This window comes from Streptomyces sp. NPDC094143, from assembly GCF_040303825.1.
GTDB lineage: Bacteria > Actinomycetota > Actinomycetes > Streptomycetales > Streptomycetaceae > Streptomyces.
This window is the reverse complement of sequence record NZ_JBEOTZ010000003.1, coordinates 338,268-354,989: the sequence shown is the minus strand read 5'-3', so window position 1 is coordinate 354,989 and position 16,722 is coordinate 338,268. Positions and strand designations below refer to the sequence as shown.

Here is a 16,722-nt window from a genome sequence, read left to right as displayed (position 1 = left end):
GACCGGATACCCCGTGTCACGACGTGACGTCGTAAGCGCAGAGGCCGTACTTCCTTCTACGTCACGCAACGGCGCGCGACAGGAGCCAGAGGACAATGCAGACCAAGCTGGACGAAGCCAAGGCCGAGTTGCTCGAGAGGGCCGCCCGGGTAGCTGAGAACAGCCCGGTCGGGGGGCACCTACCGACCGGGTCGACGGGCGAGGAGACCCCAGACGCCCAGGGAGCCCCGGACCGCGAGTCCCTGCTCACGTTCCTCCAGCGTTACTACCTGCACACGGCCCCGGAGGACCTCGCCGACCGCGACCCGGTCGATGTCTTCGGAGCCGCCGTATCGCACTACCGGCTGGCCGAGAACCGCCCCCAGGGCACGGCCAACGTGCGGGTTCACACGCCCACGGTCGAGGAGAACGGGTGGACCTGCAGCCACTCGGTCGTCGAGGTCGTCACCGACGACATGCCCTTCCTCGTCGACTCCGTCACCAACGAGCTGACGCGGCAGGGGCGCGGCATCCACGTGGTCATCCACCCCCAGTTCGTGGTGCGGCGCGATGTCACCGGCAAGCTCGTCGAGGTCCTGCCCACGCCCGCGACCGGCGCCGCGGACCTGCCGCACGACGCGCACGTCGAGTCCTGGATCCACGTCGAGATCGACCGCGAGACCGACCGGGCCGATTTGAAGCAGATCACCGCCGACCTGCTGCGCGTGCTCTCCGACGCCCGGGAGGCCGTCGAGGACTGGGGCAAGATGCGGGACGCGGCGATCCGGCTGGCGGAGGGGCTGCCGGAGGAGTCCATCCCCGGCGACCTGCCCGGCCCCCAGGTCGAGGAGGCCCGCGAGCTGCTGCGCTGGCTGGCCGACGACCACTTCACCTTCCTCGGCTACCGCGAGTACCAGCTGCGCGACGACGACTCCCTGGCCGCCGTGCCCGGCACCGGCCTCGGCATCCTGCGCGCCGACCCGCACCACTCCGACCAGGAGAGCCACCCGGTCAGCCCGTCCTTCGAGCGGCTGCCCGCCGACGCCCGGGCCAAGGCCCGCGAGCACAAGCTGCTCGTCCTGACCAAGGCGAACAGCCGGTCGACCGTGCACCGGCCCTCGTACCTGGACTACATCGGCGTGAAGAAGTTCGACGCCGACGGCAACGTCATCGGCGAGCGGCGCTTCCTCGGGCTGTTCTCCTCAGCCGCCTACACCGAGTCCGTGCGCCGCGTCCCCGTGATCCGGCGCAAGGTGGAGGAGGTCCTGGAGCAGGCCGGGTTCTCACCCAACAGCCACGACGGGCGCGACCTGCTGCAGATCCTGGAGACGTACCCGCGCGACGAGCTGTTCCAGACCCCGGTCGACGAACTGCGCGCCATCGTCACCTCCGTCCTCTACCTCCAGGAGCGCCGCCGCCTGCGGCTCTACCTGCGCCAGGACGAGTACGGGCGCTACTACTCGGCCCTCGTCTACCTCCCGCGCGACCGCTACACCACCGCCGTCCGCCTGCGGATCATCGAGATCCTGAAGGAGGAGCTCGGCGGCATCAGCGTCGACTTCACGGCGTGGAACACCGAGTCGATCCTGTCCCGGCTGCACTTCGTGGTCCGGGTCCCACAGGGCACCGAGCTGGAGCAGCTGTCCGACGCCGACAAGGAGCGCATCGAGGCCCGCCTGGTCGAGGCCGCCCGCTCCTGGGAGGACGCCTTCGCCGAGGCGCTCAACGCCGAACTCGGCGAGGAGCACGCCGCCGAGCTGATGCGCCGCTACGCGCACGCCTTCCCCGAGGGCTACAAGGCCGACCACAACCCGCGTGCCGCGGTCGCCGACCTCGTCCACCTGGAGCAGCTGAACGCCGAGGAGGGCCAGGACTTCGCGCTCAGCCTCTACGAGCCGGTGGGCGCCGCCCCCGAGGAGCGCCGCTTCAAGATCTACCGCACGGGTGACGCGATCTCCCTCTCGGCGGTGCTGCCGGTCCTCAACCGGCTCGGCGTCGAGGTCGTCGACGAGCGGCCCTACGAGCTGCGCTGCTCGGACCGGAGCGTGGCCTGGATCTACGACTTCGGCCTGCGCATCCCCCGCCCCCAGGGCGGCAGCGCGGACTACTTCGGCGACGACGCCCGCGAGCGCTTCCAGGACGCCTTCGCCGCCACCTGGACCGGCAAGGCGGAGAACGACGGCTTCAACGCCCTCGTGCTCAGCGCCGGACTGACCTGGCGCCAGGCGATGGTGCTGCGGGCGTACGCGAAGTACCTGCGCCAGGCGGCGTCCACGTTCAGCCAGGACTACATGGAGGACACCCTCCGCAACAACGTCCACACCACGCGGCTGCTCGTCTCCCTGTTCGAGGCGCGGATGTCGCCGGACCGGCAGCGGGCGGGACACGAGATCGTGGACGCGCTGCTGGAGGAGGTCGACGCGGCCCTGGACCAGGTCGCCAGCCTCGACGAGGACCGGATCCTCAGGTCCTTCCTCACGGTCATCAAGGCGACCCTGCGGACCAACTTCTTCCAGGAGGCGGCGGGCGGCAAGCCGCACGACTACGTCTCCATGAAGTTCGACCCGCAGGCCATCCCCGACCTGCCCGCGCCGCGCCCCGCGTTCGAGATCTGGGTGTACTCGCCCCGGGTCGAGGGTGTGCACCTGCGGTTCGGCAAGGTCGCCCGTGGTGGCCTGCGCTGGTCGGACCGGCGGGAGGACTTCCGCACGGAGATCCTCGGCCTGGTCAAGGCGCAGATGGTGAAGAACACCGTCATCGTGCCGGTCGGCGCCAAGGGCGGGTTCGTCGCCAAGCAGCTGCCCGACCCGAGCGTCGACCGCGACGCGTGGATGGCCGAGGGCATCGCCAGCTACAAGACGTTCATCTCGGCGCTGCTCGACATCACGGACAACATGGTCGCGGGCGAGGTCGTGCCCCCGGCCGACGTCGTCCGGCACGACGAGGACGACACCTACCTCGTCGTCGCCGCCGACAAGGGCACCGCCACCTTCTCCGACATCGCCAACGAGGTCGCCGAGAAGTACAACTTCTGGCTGGGTGACGCCTTCGCCTCCGGCGGCTCCGCCGGCTACGACCACAAGGGCATGGGCATCACCGCCCGCGGCGCCTGGGAGTCCGTCAAGCGGCACTTCCGCGACATGGGCGTGGACACGCAGAGCGAGGACTTCACGGTCGTCGGCATCGGCGACATGTCCGGCGACGTGTTCGGCAACGGCATGCTGCTCTCCGAGCACATCCGCCTGGTCGCCGCCTTCGACCACCGGCACATCTTCATCGACCCGGACCCGGACGCCGCCACCTCCTACGCCGAGCGCCGCCGCCTGTTCGAGCTGCCCCGCTCCAGCTGGGCGGACTACAACACCGAGCTGCTGTCGCCGGGCGGCGGAGTCTTCCCGCGCACGGCCAAGGCGATCCCGGTCAACGCGCAGATCCGCGAGGCCCTCGGCATCGAGGCCAAGGTCACCAAGCTCACCCCGGCCGACCTGATGAAGGCCATCCTCCAGGCCCCGGTGGACCTGCTGTGGAACGGCGGCATCGGCACGTACGTGAAGTCCTCGGCCGAGTCGAACGCCGACGTCGGCGACAAGGCCAACGACGCCATCCGCGTCGACGGCAAGGACCTGCGCGTCAAGGTCGTCGGCGAGGGCGGCAACCTGGGCCTGACCCAGCTCGGCCGGATCGAGTTCGCGCTGCACGGCGGCCGGATCAACACCGACGCCATCGACAACAGCGCCGGCGTGGACACCTCCGACCACGAGGTGAACATCAAGATCCTGCTCAACGGCCTGGTCGCCGACGGCGACATGACCGTCAAGCAGCGCAACAAGCTGCTCGCCGACATGACCGACGAGGTCGGCCGGCTGGTGCTGCGCAACAACTACGCGCAGAACACCGCGATCGCCAACGCCCTCGCCCAGTCCGGCGCCATGCTCCACGCCCAGCAGCGCTTCATGAAGCACCTGGTCCGCGAGGGGCACCTCGACCGGGCGCTGGAGTTCCTGCCCAGCGACCGGCAGATCCGCGAGCGGCTCGCCCAGGGCCAGGGCCTGACGGGGCCGGAGACGGCCGTGCTGATGGCGTACACGAAGATCACGGTCGCCGAGGAGCTGCTGCACACCTCGCTGCCGGACGACCCGTACCTCAGCACGCTGCTGCACGCCTACTTCCCGAAGGAGCTGCGCGAGCAGTTCCCCGAGCACCTGGTCAGCCACCCGCTGCGCCGCGAGATCACCACGACGGTCCTGGTGAACGACACGGTCAACACGGGCGGCACGACCTACCTGCACCGGCTGCGCGAGGAGACCGGCGCGTCGCTGGAGGAGATCGTGCGGGCGCAGACGGCGGCCCGGGCGATCTTCCGCCAGTACCCGGTGTGGGACGCGGTCGAGTCCCTCGACAACAGGGTCGAGGCCGAGGTCCAGACCCGCATCCGGCTGCACTCGCGCCGCCTGGTGGAGCGCGGCACGCGCTGGCTGCTCAACAACCGGCCGCAGCCGCTCCAGCTGGCCGAGACGGTCGACTTCTTCGCCGACCGGGTCGAGCAGGTCTGGTCGCAGCTGCCGAAGCTGCTGCGCGGCGCCGACCTGGAGTGGTACCAGAAGATCTACGACGAGCTGACGGGCGCCGGAGTTCCGGACGAGCTGGCCACGAGGGTGGCGGGCTTCTCCTCCGCCTTCCCGACGCTCGACATCGTCTCGGTCGCGGACCGCATGGGCCGGGAACCGCTGGACGTCGCCGAGGTCTACTACGACCTGGCGGACCGGCTGCGCATCACCCAGCTCATGGACCGCATCATCGAGCTGCCCCGCGCCGACCGCTGGCAGTCCATGGCCCGCGCGGCGATCCGCGAGGACCTGTACGCGGCGCACGCGGCGCTGACCGCGGACGTCCTGGCCGTGGGCGACGGCACCTCGACGCCCGAGCAGCGCTACAAGGCCTGGGAGGAGAAGAACGCGGCGATCCTGGGCCGGGCCCGCACCACGCTGGAGGAGATCCAGGGCTCGGACGCGTTCGACCTGGCGAACCTCTCGGTGGCGATGCGCACGATGAGGACCCTGCTGCGGACGCATTCGTAACGCCCGCGACAGCGAGCACGCCCCGGGCCGGGAACGGTCCGGGGCGTCTCCGCTTCCGGCCGGGCCGGGAATCCGCTCAGCGCAGTGCGCTCGCCACCAGGCGGGCCGCCCGTCTCACCTTCGGTCGGGCCACCCGCCGGACCACCGGGCGGATCACCCGTGCCGTCACGCCCACCGGCTCCCAGCGGACCTGGAGACGGCCCGGGCCGTGGCCCTCCGGCTCCACCGTCAGCCGGTGGGACGGGACGAGGGTCGTCAGCGTCGGGAACGTCAGGGGCGCCAGCAGCAGGCCGGTGTGGGACAGGCCCTGGTGCGTCAGCCGGAGCAGCGGGTGACGCACGCCCGCGAAGCCCTGCAGCGGCAGGGAGGCCGCCGCCAGGTCCAGATGGGCGTGACCCTCGAACAGGCCCGGCCGCACGGGGCAGAGGCGGAAGGGGACGTGGAGGCGGCGGCCCCCGGGGGCGATGAGCAGCGTGGCGCGCTGAGGGCCGACCGGGAGGCGCCGGGCCGGGTCGTGGGTGCGGATCGTGAGGTCGACCGAGGCGCCCGGGCCCCGGGTGATCTCGGTGATCTCGTGGCGGAACTGGGCGCTCGGGAACGGGCGGGTCTCCAGCTCCAGGTCGGTGATGTCCAGTTCGCGGCGGGCCCAGGCGGACGCGGGGACCCGGTCGCCCCAGTAGGCGCGCCCGGCGCCGTCCGTCGCGACCTGGCGGGGGCCGACGCCGTGGCCCAGGCCCCTGGACGCCAGGCGGGCGTCCGCGAACCGGCGGTCCCGGATCAGCTGCACGACCACGCGCTCGGCCCGCGGCAGCCGGGCGAACGCGCCCGGGGTGAGGGTGTCGAGATAGGGGGTGACGAGGTCGGCGAAGGACGTCAGCCAGGCGTCGTCCCGGTAGGGCAGGTCACCGGCGTACATGCGGAAGTCGTGCTTGAGGAACTTGTGGTCCTTGTCCTCGCGCAGCGACTCGTGGCCGCTCTCGGCGAGGAACGCGTCGATGAGGCGCTGCACGTGGATCCGGTCGCGGACGTTGGCGAGCTTGTGCCGCTGGTTGGAGATCGAGGCCGCGTCGGAGGCCGCGTAGGGGGCCACGTACCAGCGGTAGACCGGCTCGGGGATGATCGTGAACGACTTGGCCAGGCAGTACGCCTGCGCCGAGAACAGCTGGTCCTCGTAGTGGATGCCCTCCGGGAAGCGCAGGCCGTGCCGGTCGAGGAAGGCGCGGGCGTACATCTTGCTCGTCGACAGGTGCTCGAAGAGCAGGCGCGGGTCGGACTCGATGCCGTCGAGGGTGCGGCGCTCGGCGACCAGGTGCGGCATCCACGTCGAGCGGCGGCCGTTGTCCACGCGGATCCGCTGCACCGCCCCCATGGCGAAGTCGAGCTCGCGTTCGCGGTGCGCGGCCAGCAGCAGGGCGACGGCGTCGTCGGGGAGTTCGTCGTCGCTGTCGAGGAACATCAGGTACGGCGCCCGGGCGATCTCCAGGGCGCGGTTGCGCGGGGCGCTGCAGCCGCCGCTGTTGCGTTCCAGGCGGAGGTGGCGGATGCGGGGGTCCTCGGCCGCCAGCCGCTGGGCCACCGCCGAGGTCGCGTCCGTGGAGTGGTCGTCGCTGATGATGATCTCGATGTTCGCGTGGGTCTGCCGGCGCACCGAGGCCACCGCGCGGGGGAGGCGTTCGGCGTCGTTGTAGACGATGACCGTCACGGTGACGTCGGGGGTGCTCATGACGTCCTGGGTGCTCATGCGGTCGCCTCCTGCGGGGTGGGGGCCGGGGTGCGCTCCTCGATCGGCAGCACCGGAGGCAGGTCCTTCTCGTCCTGGCCGAGGAAGACCCGGCGCACCACGCGTTCGGCGGCGCGTCCGTCGTCGTACTCGCAGAACCGGCGACGGAAGGCGGCCCGGGTCTTGGCCGCGCCCTCGTCGCGCCAGGCCTCGGTGGTGAGGATCTCCGTCAGCTCCTGCTGGGTGCGGGCGACCGGGCCCGGGGCCTCGGCCATCAGGTCGAAGTAGACGCCCCGGGTCGTGCGGTACGTCTCCCAGTCGTCGGCGTGGATCACGATCGGCCGGTCGAGGTTGGCGTAGTCGAACATGATGGAGGAGTAGTCCGTGACCAGGGCGTCCGCCGCCAGGCACAGCTCCTCGACCGGGTCGTAGGAGGAGACGTCGATGATCCGGCCCGTGCGGCGCAGGTTGGTCAGGGGGGAGGCGGCGCCGCCGTAGAAGTAGTGGCCGCGCACGAGGAGGACCGTGTCGTCGCCGAGGCGGTCGGCGAGGGCGGCGAGGTCCAGGCGGGGCGTCCAGCCGGCCTCGTAGTCGCGGTGGGTGGGAGCGTAGAGGACGGCCCGCCGGCCCCGGGCGATGCCGAGACGGTCGCGGACTGCGCGGATCTCGGCGGCGCCGGCGGTGTAGTACACGTCGTTGCGCGGATAGCCGTGGTCCAGGGAGACGTAGCGCGAGGGGTAGGCGCGCTCCCACATGCGGGTGGTGTGGCTGTTGGCGGAGACACTGAAGTCCCACTTGTCGATGCGCTCCAGCAGCGCCTGGAAGTCCAGGCCCTGGGCGGCGGCCGGGTAGGCCATCTGGTCGAGGCCCATGCGCTTCAGGGGTGTGCCGTGGTGGGTCTGGACGTGGATCGCGTCCGGGCGTTTGACCACCGCGTTGGGGAAGTTGACGTTGTTGACCAGGTACTTGGCGGTGGCCAGCACCTCCCAGTAGCGGCGGGTGCCGGGCACGACGTGGTCGGTGCCGGGCGGCAGCAGGGCCGCGTTCTCCGCGCTGACCACCCACACCGGGTGGATCTGCGGGGCGAGCGCGGCGAGCTTGGCGGCGATCGCGGCCGGGTTGCAGGCGACCCCGCGGTTCCAGTACGCCGAGAACACCGCCAGGTGCTGGTTGACCGGGCGGCCGAGCGCCCTGCGGTACTGGTGGTCGCGGAGCTTGGCCCCCACCTGGCGCCTGCGGGCGCGTACGGCCGACCTTGCGGTGCGGCGGGTGCGGTTGACGGCCTGGAAGGCCCGGTACCTGCCGTACGCGCCCTCCTGGAGCAGCGAGCGGCGGACGCCTTCGAGGCCGGCCGGATGGCGGTAGCCCTCGGGGCGGCGGCGCAGGGCGGCCAGGGACGCCCGGCGGAAGAACTCCCGCGCGACCTTCTCCTCCATGCCGCCGCGGGCGAAGGTGCGCAGGCAGTCGCGGACCATGACGTCGTAGAGCACGGTGTGGGCGGCCCGGCGGCCCGAGGCGAGGTCGAGGAGGGACTCATAGCGCGCGGCGAGGCCGTAGCGCTGCTCGGGCGTGACCGGGGGCAGGCTCGCGGGGCGCAGCCGGCGGTCCTCGTAGGCCACGTGCGGCAGGCAGGCGACGCGGTCGGCGAGCAGCAGCGCCGCCAGGGCCGCGTACGGCTCGTCGTCGGTGGTGAAGTGCCGCACGTGCGCCCTCCAGAACTCCGCGCGCAGGACCCTGGTGCCCAGCAACGGGGTCAGCCGCAGCAACGGCGAGCAGTCGTCGAGGGCGACGTCGGCACGGCCCGCCCGGGCGAGCAGGGAGCCGTCGGGGGAGGGCAGGCCGGTGCTGCGCCAGGTGCTGCGGACGTGGTCGAGCAGCAGGACGTCCACCTCGGACGGCAGCTCGGCCACCCGCTCGGCGACCAGGCGCGGGGCGCCGGCGGGCAGGCCGTCCTTGGCGTGGACGAAGTGCAGCCAGCGCCCGCAGGCCCGCGCCGCGCCCGCCGCCCGGGCCGCGGCGTCGCCGGTGCCGTCCGGCAGCGGCAGCACCTGGACGTCCGGGGTGTGCCGTTCGGCCGTCTCCCGGGCCCAGTCGCCGACCGCGGCCACGATCACCTCGGCGTCGGGGAGCGGATGGGCGGCGAGGGAATCGAGCAGTTCCGTGAGGTGGCCCTGCACGTTCGGCCCGTGGACGATGACGCTGAGCTCGGCCATCACGGGCCCCCTTCTCGCGGCTGCACCTACGCGGTCATGCTGCCACCAACGAGACGAAACGGCCGATCGAGTGCGCCTTACGAGGGAACGGGACGCTCACACCAGGCAACCGCGCATCCGGGGGAGGCGGACCCCTCAGGCGGACGCCTTCGCCTTGGGCTTCGGTGCCTTCTCGCCGGTGAACGCCTCGTACTCCTTCAGGACGTCCTCCGTCGGACCGTCCATGCGCAGCTCCCCGCGTTCCAGCCACAGCACGCGGTCGCAGGTGTCGCGGATCGACTTGTTGTTGTGGCTGACCAGGAACACCGTGCCCGCGTGCTTGCGCAACTCGCGGATGCGTTGCTCGGAGCGCTTCTGGAAGGACCGGTCGCCGGTGGCCAGGGCCTCGTCGATGAGCAGCACGTCGTGGTCCTTGGCGGCGGCGATGGAGAACCGCAGCCGCGCCGCCATGCCGGAGGAGTACGTGCGCATCGGCAGCGTGATGAAGTCGCCCTTCTCGTTGATGCCCGAGAAGTCGACGATCTCCTGGTAGCGCTCCCTGATCTGCTCGCGGGTCATGCCCATGGCCAAGCCGCCGAGGTGCACGTTGCGCTCGCCGGTCAGGTCGTTCATCAGGGCCGCGTTGACGCCGAGCAGGGAGGGCTGGCCGTCGGTGTAGATGTGCCCGTTCTCCACGGGCAGGAGCCCGGCGACGGCCTTGAGCAGGGTCGACTTGCCGGAGCCGTTGGTGCCGATCAGGCCGATCGCCTCGCCCCGGTAGGCGACGAAGGACACGTTCTTCACGGCGTGCACCCGGCGCACCCCGGAGGCCTTCTCGGTCTGCCTGCGGCGCACGATGCGGTTGAGGGCGGCGGTCGCGGAGCCGCGTCCGGCGCCGGTGCCGTTGACGCGGTAGACGATGTCGACGCCGTCGGCGACGACGGTGGGGATCTTCTCGCTCGGGTGCTCAGCCACGGCCGTACGTCTCCTCAGCCTTCCAGAAGTAGATGAACCCGCCGGCCCCGGCGAGCAGCGCCCAGCCGACGGCGATCGCCCACACGTGGGCGGGGAGCTGGCTCGCGTGGAAGCTGTCGATCAGGGCGAAGCGCATCAGGTCGATGTAGATCGCGGCCGGGTTGGTCTCCAGCAGGACCGTCACCACGCGCGGCAGGCTGTCCTTGTCCGCCAGCTTGTCGATGCTCCACATGACGCCCGAGACGTACATCCAGGTGCGCAGCACGAACGGCATCAGCTGGGCGATGTCGGGGGTCCTGGCGCCCATCCGGGCCACGACCATGGAGACGCCCGCGTTGAACGTGAACTGCAGGAACAGCGCCGGCACCGCCAGCAGCCAGGACACCCCGACCGGCACGCCGAAGCAGAGCAGGATGACGACCAGCGCGGCCATCGAGAACAGCAGTTGCTGCAGCTGCTGGAGGCAGAACGACAGCGGCAGCGCGGCGCGCGGGAAGTGCAGGGCCCGCACCAGGCCGAGGTTGCCGGAGATGGCCCGGGTGCCCGCCATGATCGAGCTCTGCGTGAACGTCCAGACGAACACGCCCGTGACCAGGAACGGGACGTAATCGGGCACGCCGTGCTTGGTGCCGAGCAGGACGCCGAAGATGAAGTAGTAGACCGCCGCGTTCAGCAGTGGGGTCATCACCTGCCAGACCTGGCCGAGCTTCGCCTGGCTGTACTGGGCGGTGAGCTTGGCGGTGGCGAACGCGGTGATGAAGTGGCGGCGGGCCCACAGCTGCCGGACGTACTCGGGCAGGGACGGGCGGGCGCCGCTGACCGAGAGGCCGTGGCGGGCGGCGAGGGCCGCGAGGTCGTCGGCGGGGGCCGGGGCCTGGGCCTGGGGCGGTGAGTGGAGGACCTGACTCACATCCGCTGCTTTCGCTCGGGGGGGGTGGGGAGGGGGGGAAGGGACCGGAGGTCGCGCAGGGCGGGACGGAAGGGAGGGTCTTTACCGCAACCTGCACGACTCTTTACGTCGGGACGGGACCGTATCGTCGCAACGTGAGCGTAAGCCGAACGAGCGTCGGAACGCAACCGTTTCGTCGTGACGCCCTATGCTGTCCGGCATGACGACGAAGCCCGACGAGCCCCAGCCGTCCCCGCGCCGCCGGGCCCCCGCGGGCGCGGCCGTGCTGCGGGAGGACGTGACGGAAGCCATCCGGGCGGCCGTGTTCGAGGAGCTCGCGGCCGTCGGCTACGCGCGGATGTCCATCGAGGGGATCGCGCGTCGGGCCGGGGTCGGGAAGACGGCGGTCTACCGCCGCTGGCGCTCCAAGCTGCACCTGGTCCTGGACATCGTCTCGGCCCTCGCCGTGCAGGGCCTGCCCGCGCCGGACACCGGCTCGCTGGAGGGCGACCTGCGGCTGCTGTACGAGGTGACGTCCCGGGCCCTGCGTCACCCCGTCGCCTCGCAGGTCATCCCGGACCTCCAGGCCGAGGCGGCCCGCAACCCCGAGATCGCCGAGGCCCTCCGGAAGGCCCTGCGGGAGGGCCAGGACGGGGTCGCCACCGGGATCGTCACGGCGGCGCAGCGGCGCGGGGAGCTGCGTGCGGGCCTCGACCACGACCTCGCGCTCGACCTGATCTCGGGCCCGCTGTACTGGCGCTCGGTGGTGATCCGCAGCCCCAAGCTGCCCAAGGGCTACCTGGGGTCGCTGGCGACGGCGACGGCGGGGGCGCTGCGGGCGCTGTGACGACCTGCCCCTTCTAGGAGCGGGTCCGGGCGGGGCGGCGGCCGGTCCGAGTGGGGCGGGCGGCCGGTCCGAGTGGGGCGGCGGCCGGTCGAGCAGAGCGGATCAGCGCCGCGCGGCCTCCGGGTGCAGCCGGATCCAGCCCTGCCATGCCGACGCGATCATGTCCTGGACGTCGTGCCGGGCCTTCCAGCCCAGCTCGGCGGCGGCGCGGTCGGCGGAGGCGACGACCCGGGCCGGGTCGCCCGGGCGGCGGGGCGTGACCTCGGGCGGCAGGTCGTAGCCGGTGACGGCGTTGACGCGGTCGATCATCTCGCGCACGGAGACGCCCTCGCCCCGGCCGATGTTGACGGTGAGGTCGCGGCCGGGGGCGGAGCGCAGGACCCGGGCGGCGGCGACATGGGCCTCGGCCAGGTCGACGACGTGGATGTAGTCCCGTACGCAGGTGCCGTCCGGGGTCGGGTAGTCGTCGCCGAAGACGCGCGGCGGCGCGTTCCGCGTGAGCTTCTCGAAGACCATCGGCACGAGGTTGAAGACACCCGTGTCCGCCAGCTCCGGGCTCGCCGCGCCGGCCACGTTGAAGTAGCGCAGGGAGGCGGTCGACAGCCCCGTCGCCCGGCCCGTCGCGCGCACCAGCCACTCGCCGGCCAGCTTGGTCTCGCCGTACGGGGAGATGGGCGCGCAGGGCGTCTCCTCGGTGACCAGGTCCACGTCCGGCATGCCGTAGACCGCAGCGGAGGAGGAGAAGACGAAGGACGGCACCCCGGCCGCCGTCACCGCGTCCAGCAGGATCCGCAGGCCCTCGACGTTCTCCCGGTAGTAGCGCAACGGCTGCTCGACCGACTCGGCCACCTGCTTCTTCGCCGCGAGGTGGACGACGCCGGTGACCTCGTGGTCCGCGAGGGCGCGCGCGAGCCGCTCGGCGTCCAGGGTGGAACCCACCACCAGCGGCAACCCGTCGGGCACGCGCTCGGCGATGCCGGTGGACAGGTCGTCGTACACCACCGCCTGTTCCCCCGCCGCGGTCATCGCCCGTACGACGTGCGCGCCGATGTAGCCGGCGCCGCCGGTGATCAACCAGGTCATGTGCGGCCGTCCCCTCGTCAGTTGGCCCGTGGTGGTGTGCGTGGCGCTGGTCCGTCGTGGTCGCGGTGGGTCGCGGTGCCTCGCGGTGCCTCGCGGTGCCTCATGGAGCTGTCAGTGAAGCAGGCGCCGCAGCCTCCGGCGTACGACGGACAGCACACCGCGTACGCCCGGTGCCACCCGCAGCGCCAGCGCGCCGGAGTGGGTGGGGTACGGCTGTACGAGTACCACGCCGCGCCGGGCGCTCGGGACGGCGCGGCGGCGCAGCAGACCGGCACCCGTGAGCGCGTGCGCCGTGACCTCACGACTCCCGCCGTCGCGGAAGCGGACCCGGAGGCGCAGATCCCAGGTGCCCGCGCCGAGCGCGACGAACTCGGAGAGGTCGACACCGACCTCGGCCGACCAGGTGGCGGGGGTCTCGGCCGGTCCGCAGATGTCGGACCCGGCCGGTTCACCCGGCACCTCGCCTTCCGGGGCTGGCCCGCCTGCCTCCGTGCACGGCACCAGTGCCGCCGTCCCGCCGCGGATCACCACAGCCGCGTCGTCCCGGTGGCACCACTCCACCTCCACCGTCTGCGGTCCCGCCCGCCCCACCCGCCCGTACAGCTCGTGCAGACGCAGCCGCAGCCGGGTGTCCCGCGCGCGGGGCCGCAGCGCGGCGTCGACCGCGAGGGGAAGCGTCCGCACCGGAGCGCTCAGCAGGGGTTCGAGGGACACCTGGGGCAGGTCGCCGGACCAGACGGGCGTGCCGTCGGCGGCCCGGGCGTACGGCGGGCGGAGCCGGGCCGGGCGGGCCGCCAGCTCCCGCAGCCGGGGCAGGTCGCGCGGCTCCGGGGAGGCCAGGACGACCCGCCCCGCCAGCCGGCCGGGAGCCACCGGGTTGCGCGCCCAGTCGTCCGCGTCGTACTGCGCGAGATGCGCCCGCGTGAGCTCCCACCACGCACGCCGGTAGGCGGTGTCACGCAACCCCAGCTCGCGCAGGTACATGCGCAGGTCGTGGTCGAGGAACTTGGCGCGCGCCGCCCGCGCCAGTTCCTTCTGCCCGGCGCCCAGCAGGATCTCGTACGCCTGCCGGCACGCCTCCGTACGGGCCCGCCAGTTGTCGACGCCGGCCCGGTCCAGCGAGATCGACAGCCGCTCGGCGGACCGCCGCACGTGCCAGACGTACACCCGGTCCGGCACCAGGGCGATGCGCGGCGCCGCCGCCAGCACGCGCGCGGTGAAGACGACGTCCTCGTAGGGGAAGCGGCCCTCCGGGAAGCGGATGCGGTGCGCGCGCAGGAAGCCGGTCCGGTAGAGCTTGTTGACGCAGAGCGTGTCGTGGACCAGGCGGGGCCGCCGCGCGGGCCGCGGCACCACGGCGTGGCGGGCGTAGAGGCCGGGCTGCCAGGGGACCTCGCGGCCGGAGGGCAGTTCCCTGCGCACGCACAGGCCGCCCACCACCTCGGCGCGGGCTCCCGCAGCCGCCGCGAGCAGCGCGTCGACCGCGCCGGGCGGAAGCACGTCGTCGCTGTCCAGGAACATCACGTACGGCGCCGTCACCGCGTCGAGCCCGGTGTTGCGCGGGGTGCCGCAGCCGCCGCTGTTGACCCGCCGCCGGATCACCCGCAGCCGGGGCTCCGACGCGGCCAGCCGGCCGAGCAGGTCCGCGCTGCCGTCCGTGGAGCAGTCGTCGACGGCGATGACCTCCCGCACGGCCGGGCCCTGGCCGAGCGCCGAGCGCACGGCGTCCGTTACATGGGCGGCGTCGTCGTAGCCGATGACCACGACGGCCACGTCCTTGTCGGCATTCCTCACGGCATCCATCACCGCGGATCGTAAGCCGGGTGAATGACATGAAAGTGATAACACACCATCAAATGCCGCTGATCGTACTATTACCCCGCAGAATCGGGCCGTGACGATCGGACAGGCGAGGGGGAGCGGCCGGTTCGGCACACGCGTGCCGCCATCGGTGGTCCCCGTGGCGGTTCCCATGGCGGTGATGCTCGCGGTCGGACTGTGGGGCCTGGACCGCGGCGGCATGTGGGGCGACGAGAGTGTCACCTTCCAGGTCGCGCAGCGCACGGTCCCGCAGATCTGGCGGCTGCTGCACGACGTGGACGCGGTGCACGGCCTGTACTACCTGGTCATGCACGCCGTCCTCGCCGTCCACCCGGGCGAGGTCGTGCTGCGCCTGCCGTCCGTGGCCGCGGCGACCGCGACCGCAGGCCTGGTCGCGGCCCTGGGCGTCCGGCTGGCCGGGCGGCGGGTCGGCCTGTGGGCCGGCGTCCTGTACGCGATCACTCCGATGACCGGCCACTACGCGCAGGAGGGGCGGTCGTACGCGCTCGTCGCGGCGGGCGGGGCGGCGGCGACGCTGCTGCTGGTGCGGGCCGTGGACACCGGCGGAGCCCGGGCGTGGTGGCCGTACGGGGCGGTCCTCGCGCTGACCTGTCTGCTGCACGAGTTCGCCGTGCTGGTGCTCTGCGCGCACGCCCTGACCCTCGCCCTGTGGCGGGTTCCCCGCGGGGTGTGGTCCGGCTGGGGCCGCGCGGCGGGCGCGGTGGTGCTGCTCGTGCTGCCGCTGGTGTGGGTCTCGCACGGGCAGGCCGGGCAGGTGGCGTGGCTGGTGACGCCCGGCTGGGACCGGGTCGTGCGGCTGGCGCGGAACTTCGCGCCCGGCCCGGAGGGGGCCGCCCTGTGGGTGCCGCTGCTGCTGATGGCCGCGGGGCTGCGGGCGCGGCGCACGGCGGCGGTCGCGCTGCCGCTGCTGGTGGTGCCGCCGGGCATCCTGCTGACCGTCTCCCAGGTCCGGCCGCTGTACCACGACCGGTACGTGCTGTACGCGCTGGCGGGCGGGTCCCTGCTGATCGCGGCCGGGGCCGGGCGGGTGGCCGGGGCGCTGGGGCGGGTGCGGTTCGACGGGCGGCGGGTGCGGATCGGCGGCCGGCAGGCGCACGCCCTGGTGGGATGCGCGGGCGCTCTCGCGCTGACCGCCACCTTTCTGCACCAGCTGCCCGTTCATCGCCAGGACCGCTCGGCCGAGCACCGCCCGGACAACCTCGCCGTGGTCTCCGCGCTGGCCGTCCGCCAGATGCGCCCCGGCGATCCGGTGCTGTTCGTGCCGTCGGTCGGCAGGCTGGCCGCGCTGGCCTACCCGAAGGGGTTCGCCCGGGTGCGGGACATCGCGCTGCGGGAGTCGGCGCCCCGGTCCGGGACCCTGTGGGGGCGCGAGGCGACGCCCCGGGAGCTGCGGCAGCGGCTCGCCTCGGTGGACCGCGTCTGGCTGGTCGCCGAGCGGTACGCGCTGGCGCCGGGCCGGCCACCGGCCGACCCCGTGGAGCGCATCAAACTGGCCGTGCTGGCGGGGGAGTTCACCGTCCGCGAGGAGCACGTCCGGGACGACGTGGTCCTGCGCCTGTACGTGCGGCGGCGGTCCGCCGAGGTGCCGCCCGGTGCCGCTACGACGGCCCGGCTGCCGGTGAGCCGCCCGGCGCCCCGGCGAGCGCGGCCGCGTCCAGCGCTGTGGTGAGCTCGTCGAGGCGGGCGCGCAGGGCGCGGATCTCGGCGGCCTCGAAGCCCGTCGAGGCGGCGATCCGGCGCGGCACCTCAAGGGCCCGCCGCCGCAGCACGGTGCCCTCCTCGGTGAGCCGCACCTGAACCGACCGCTCGTCGCGCGCGCTGCGCTCCCGGCGCACCAGACCGGCCGCCTCCAGCCGCTTGAGCAGCGGCGACAGCGTGCCGGAGTCCAGCCGCAGGTGCTCCCCGAGCTTCTTCACGGGCAGCTCGCCGTGCTCCCACAGCACCAGCATCACCAGGTACTGCGGGTAGGTGAGCCCCAGATCCCTGAGGATCACGCGGTAGACGCCGTTGAAGGCGCGGGAGGCCGCGTGCAGGGAGAAACAGATCTGCTGGTCCAGGCGGAGCCAGGCGTCGTCCTGCGTGTTCATGCCTCCAGGATAGCTCGCGCCCGCCATTCA

10 protein-coding genes are annotated in these 16,722 nt (G+C 72.7%); 3 read left to right on the top strand and 7 right to left on the bottom strand.

Features of this window, described 5'->3' with window-relative positions:
- Window positions 1–95: 95 nt before the first annotated feature.
- Window positions 96–5,057 (top strand): NAD-glutamate dehydrogenase, encoded by a 4,962-nt coding sequence (locus ABTZ58_RS06315; protein WP_351350935.1) that lies wholly within the window; start codon window positions 96–98, stop codon window positions 5,055–5,057.
- A gap of 76 nt (window positions 5,058–5,133) precedes the next feature.
- Here ABTZ58_RS06315 and ABTZ58_RS06310 read toward each other — a convergent pair whose 3' ends face one another.
- The 4 genes from ABTZ58_RS06310 to ABTZ58_RS06295 all read right to left on the bottom strand — a co-directional run bounded on the left by ABTZ58_RS06310 (window position 5,134) and on the right by ABTZ58_RS06295 (window position 10,854).
- Window positions 5,134–6,780 (bottom strand): glycosyltransferase family 2 protein, encoded by a 1,647-nt coding sequence (locus ABTZ58_RS06310; RefSeq protein WP_351350999.1) that lies wholly within the window; start codon window positions 6,778–6,780, stop codon window positions 5,134–5,136.
- A gap of 14 nt (window positions 6,781–6,794) precedes the next feature.
- A complete protein-coding gene (locus ABTZ58_RS06305) occupies window positions 6,795–8,990 on the bottom strand; it encodes a CDP-glycerol glycerophosphotransferase family protein (RefSeq protein WP_351350933.1) in 2,196 nt (731 codons plus the stop codon).
- Window positions 8,991–9,125: 135 nt separating this feature from the next.
- The gene (locus ABTZ58_RS06300; protein WP_351350931.1) at window positions 9,126–9,944 is read right to left on the bottom strand and encodes an ABC transporter ATP-binding protein; all 819 of its coding nucleotides are present in this window, start codon (window positions 9,942–9,944) and stop codon (window positions 9,126–9,128) included.
- A complete protein-coding gene (locus ABTZ58_RS06295; protein ID WP_351350929.1) occupies window positions 9,937–10,854 on the bottom strand; it encodes an ABC transporter permease in 918 nt (305 codons plus the stop codon). The genes ABTZ58_RS06300 and ABTZ58_RS06295 overlap by 8 nt, the downstream gene beginning before the upstream one ends.
- A 199-nt stretch (window positions 10,855–11,053) precedes the next feature.
- Here ABTZ58_RS06295 and ABTZ58_RS06290 point away from each other — a divergent pair, with 199 nt between their 5' ends.
- Entirely contained in the window at window positions 11,054–11,680 is a 627-nt protein-coding gene (locus tag ABTZ58_RS06290) for a TetR/AcrR family transcriptional regulator (protein WP_309097402.1), read from the top strand.
- 102 nt (window positions 11,681–11,782) lie between these two features.
- Here ABTZ58_RS06290 and galE read toward each other — a convergent pair whose 3' ends face one another.
- Entirely contained in the window at window positions 11,783–12,763 is a 981-nt protein-coding gene (galE, locus tag ABTZ58_RS06285) for a UDP-glucose 4-epimerase GalE (protein WP_351350926.1), read from the bottom strand.
- A gap of 111 nt (window positions 12,764–12,874) precedes the next feature.
- Window positions 12,875–14,566, bottom strand: coding sequence for a glycosyltransferase family 2 protein (locus ABTZ58_RS06280; RefSeq protein WP_351350924.1), 1,692 nt, complete (start codon window positions 14,564–14,566; stop codon window positions 12,875–12,877).
- Window positions 14,567–14,735: 169 nt separating this feature from the next.
- On the opposite strand from ABTZ58_RS06280, the gene ABTZ58_RS06275 reads away from it, so the two are divergent.
- On the top strand, window positions 14,736–16,274 hold the full coding sequence (locus ABTZ58_RS06275) for a glycosyltransferase family 39 protein (RefSeq protein WP_351350997.1): 1,539 nt from the start codon (window positions 14,736–14,738) through the stop codon (window positions 16,272–16,274).
- Here ABTZ58_RS06275 and ABTZ58_RS06270 read toward each other — a convergent pair.
- On the bottom strand, window positions 16,204–16,719 hold the full coding sequence (locus ABTZ58_RS06270) for a MarR family winged helix-turn-helix transcriptional regulator (RefSeq protein WP_502996016.1): 516 nt from the start codon (window positions 16,717–16,719) through the stop codon (window positions 16,204–16,206). The genes ABTZ58_RS06275 and ABTZ58_RS06270 overlap by 71 nt on opposite strands.
- Window positions 16,720–16,722: the final 3 nt, after the last annotated feature.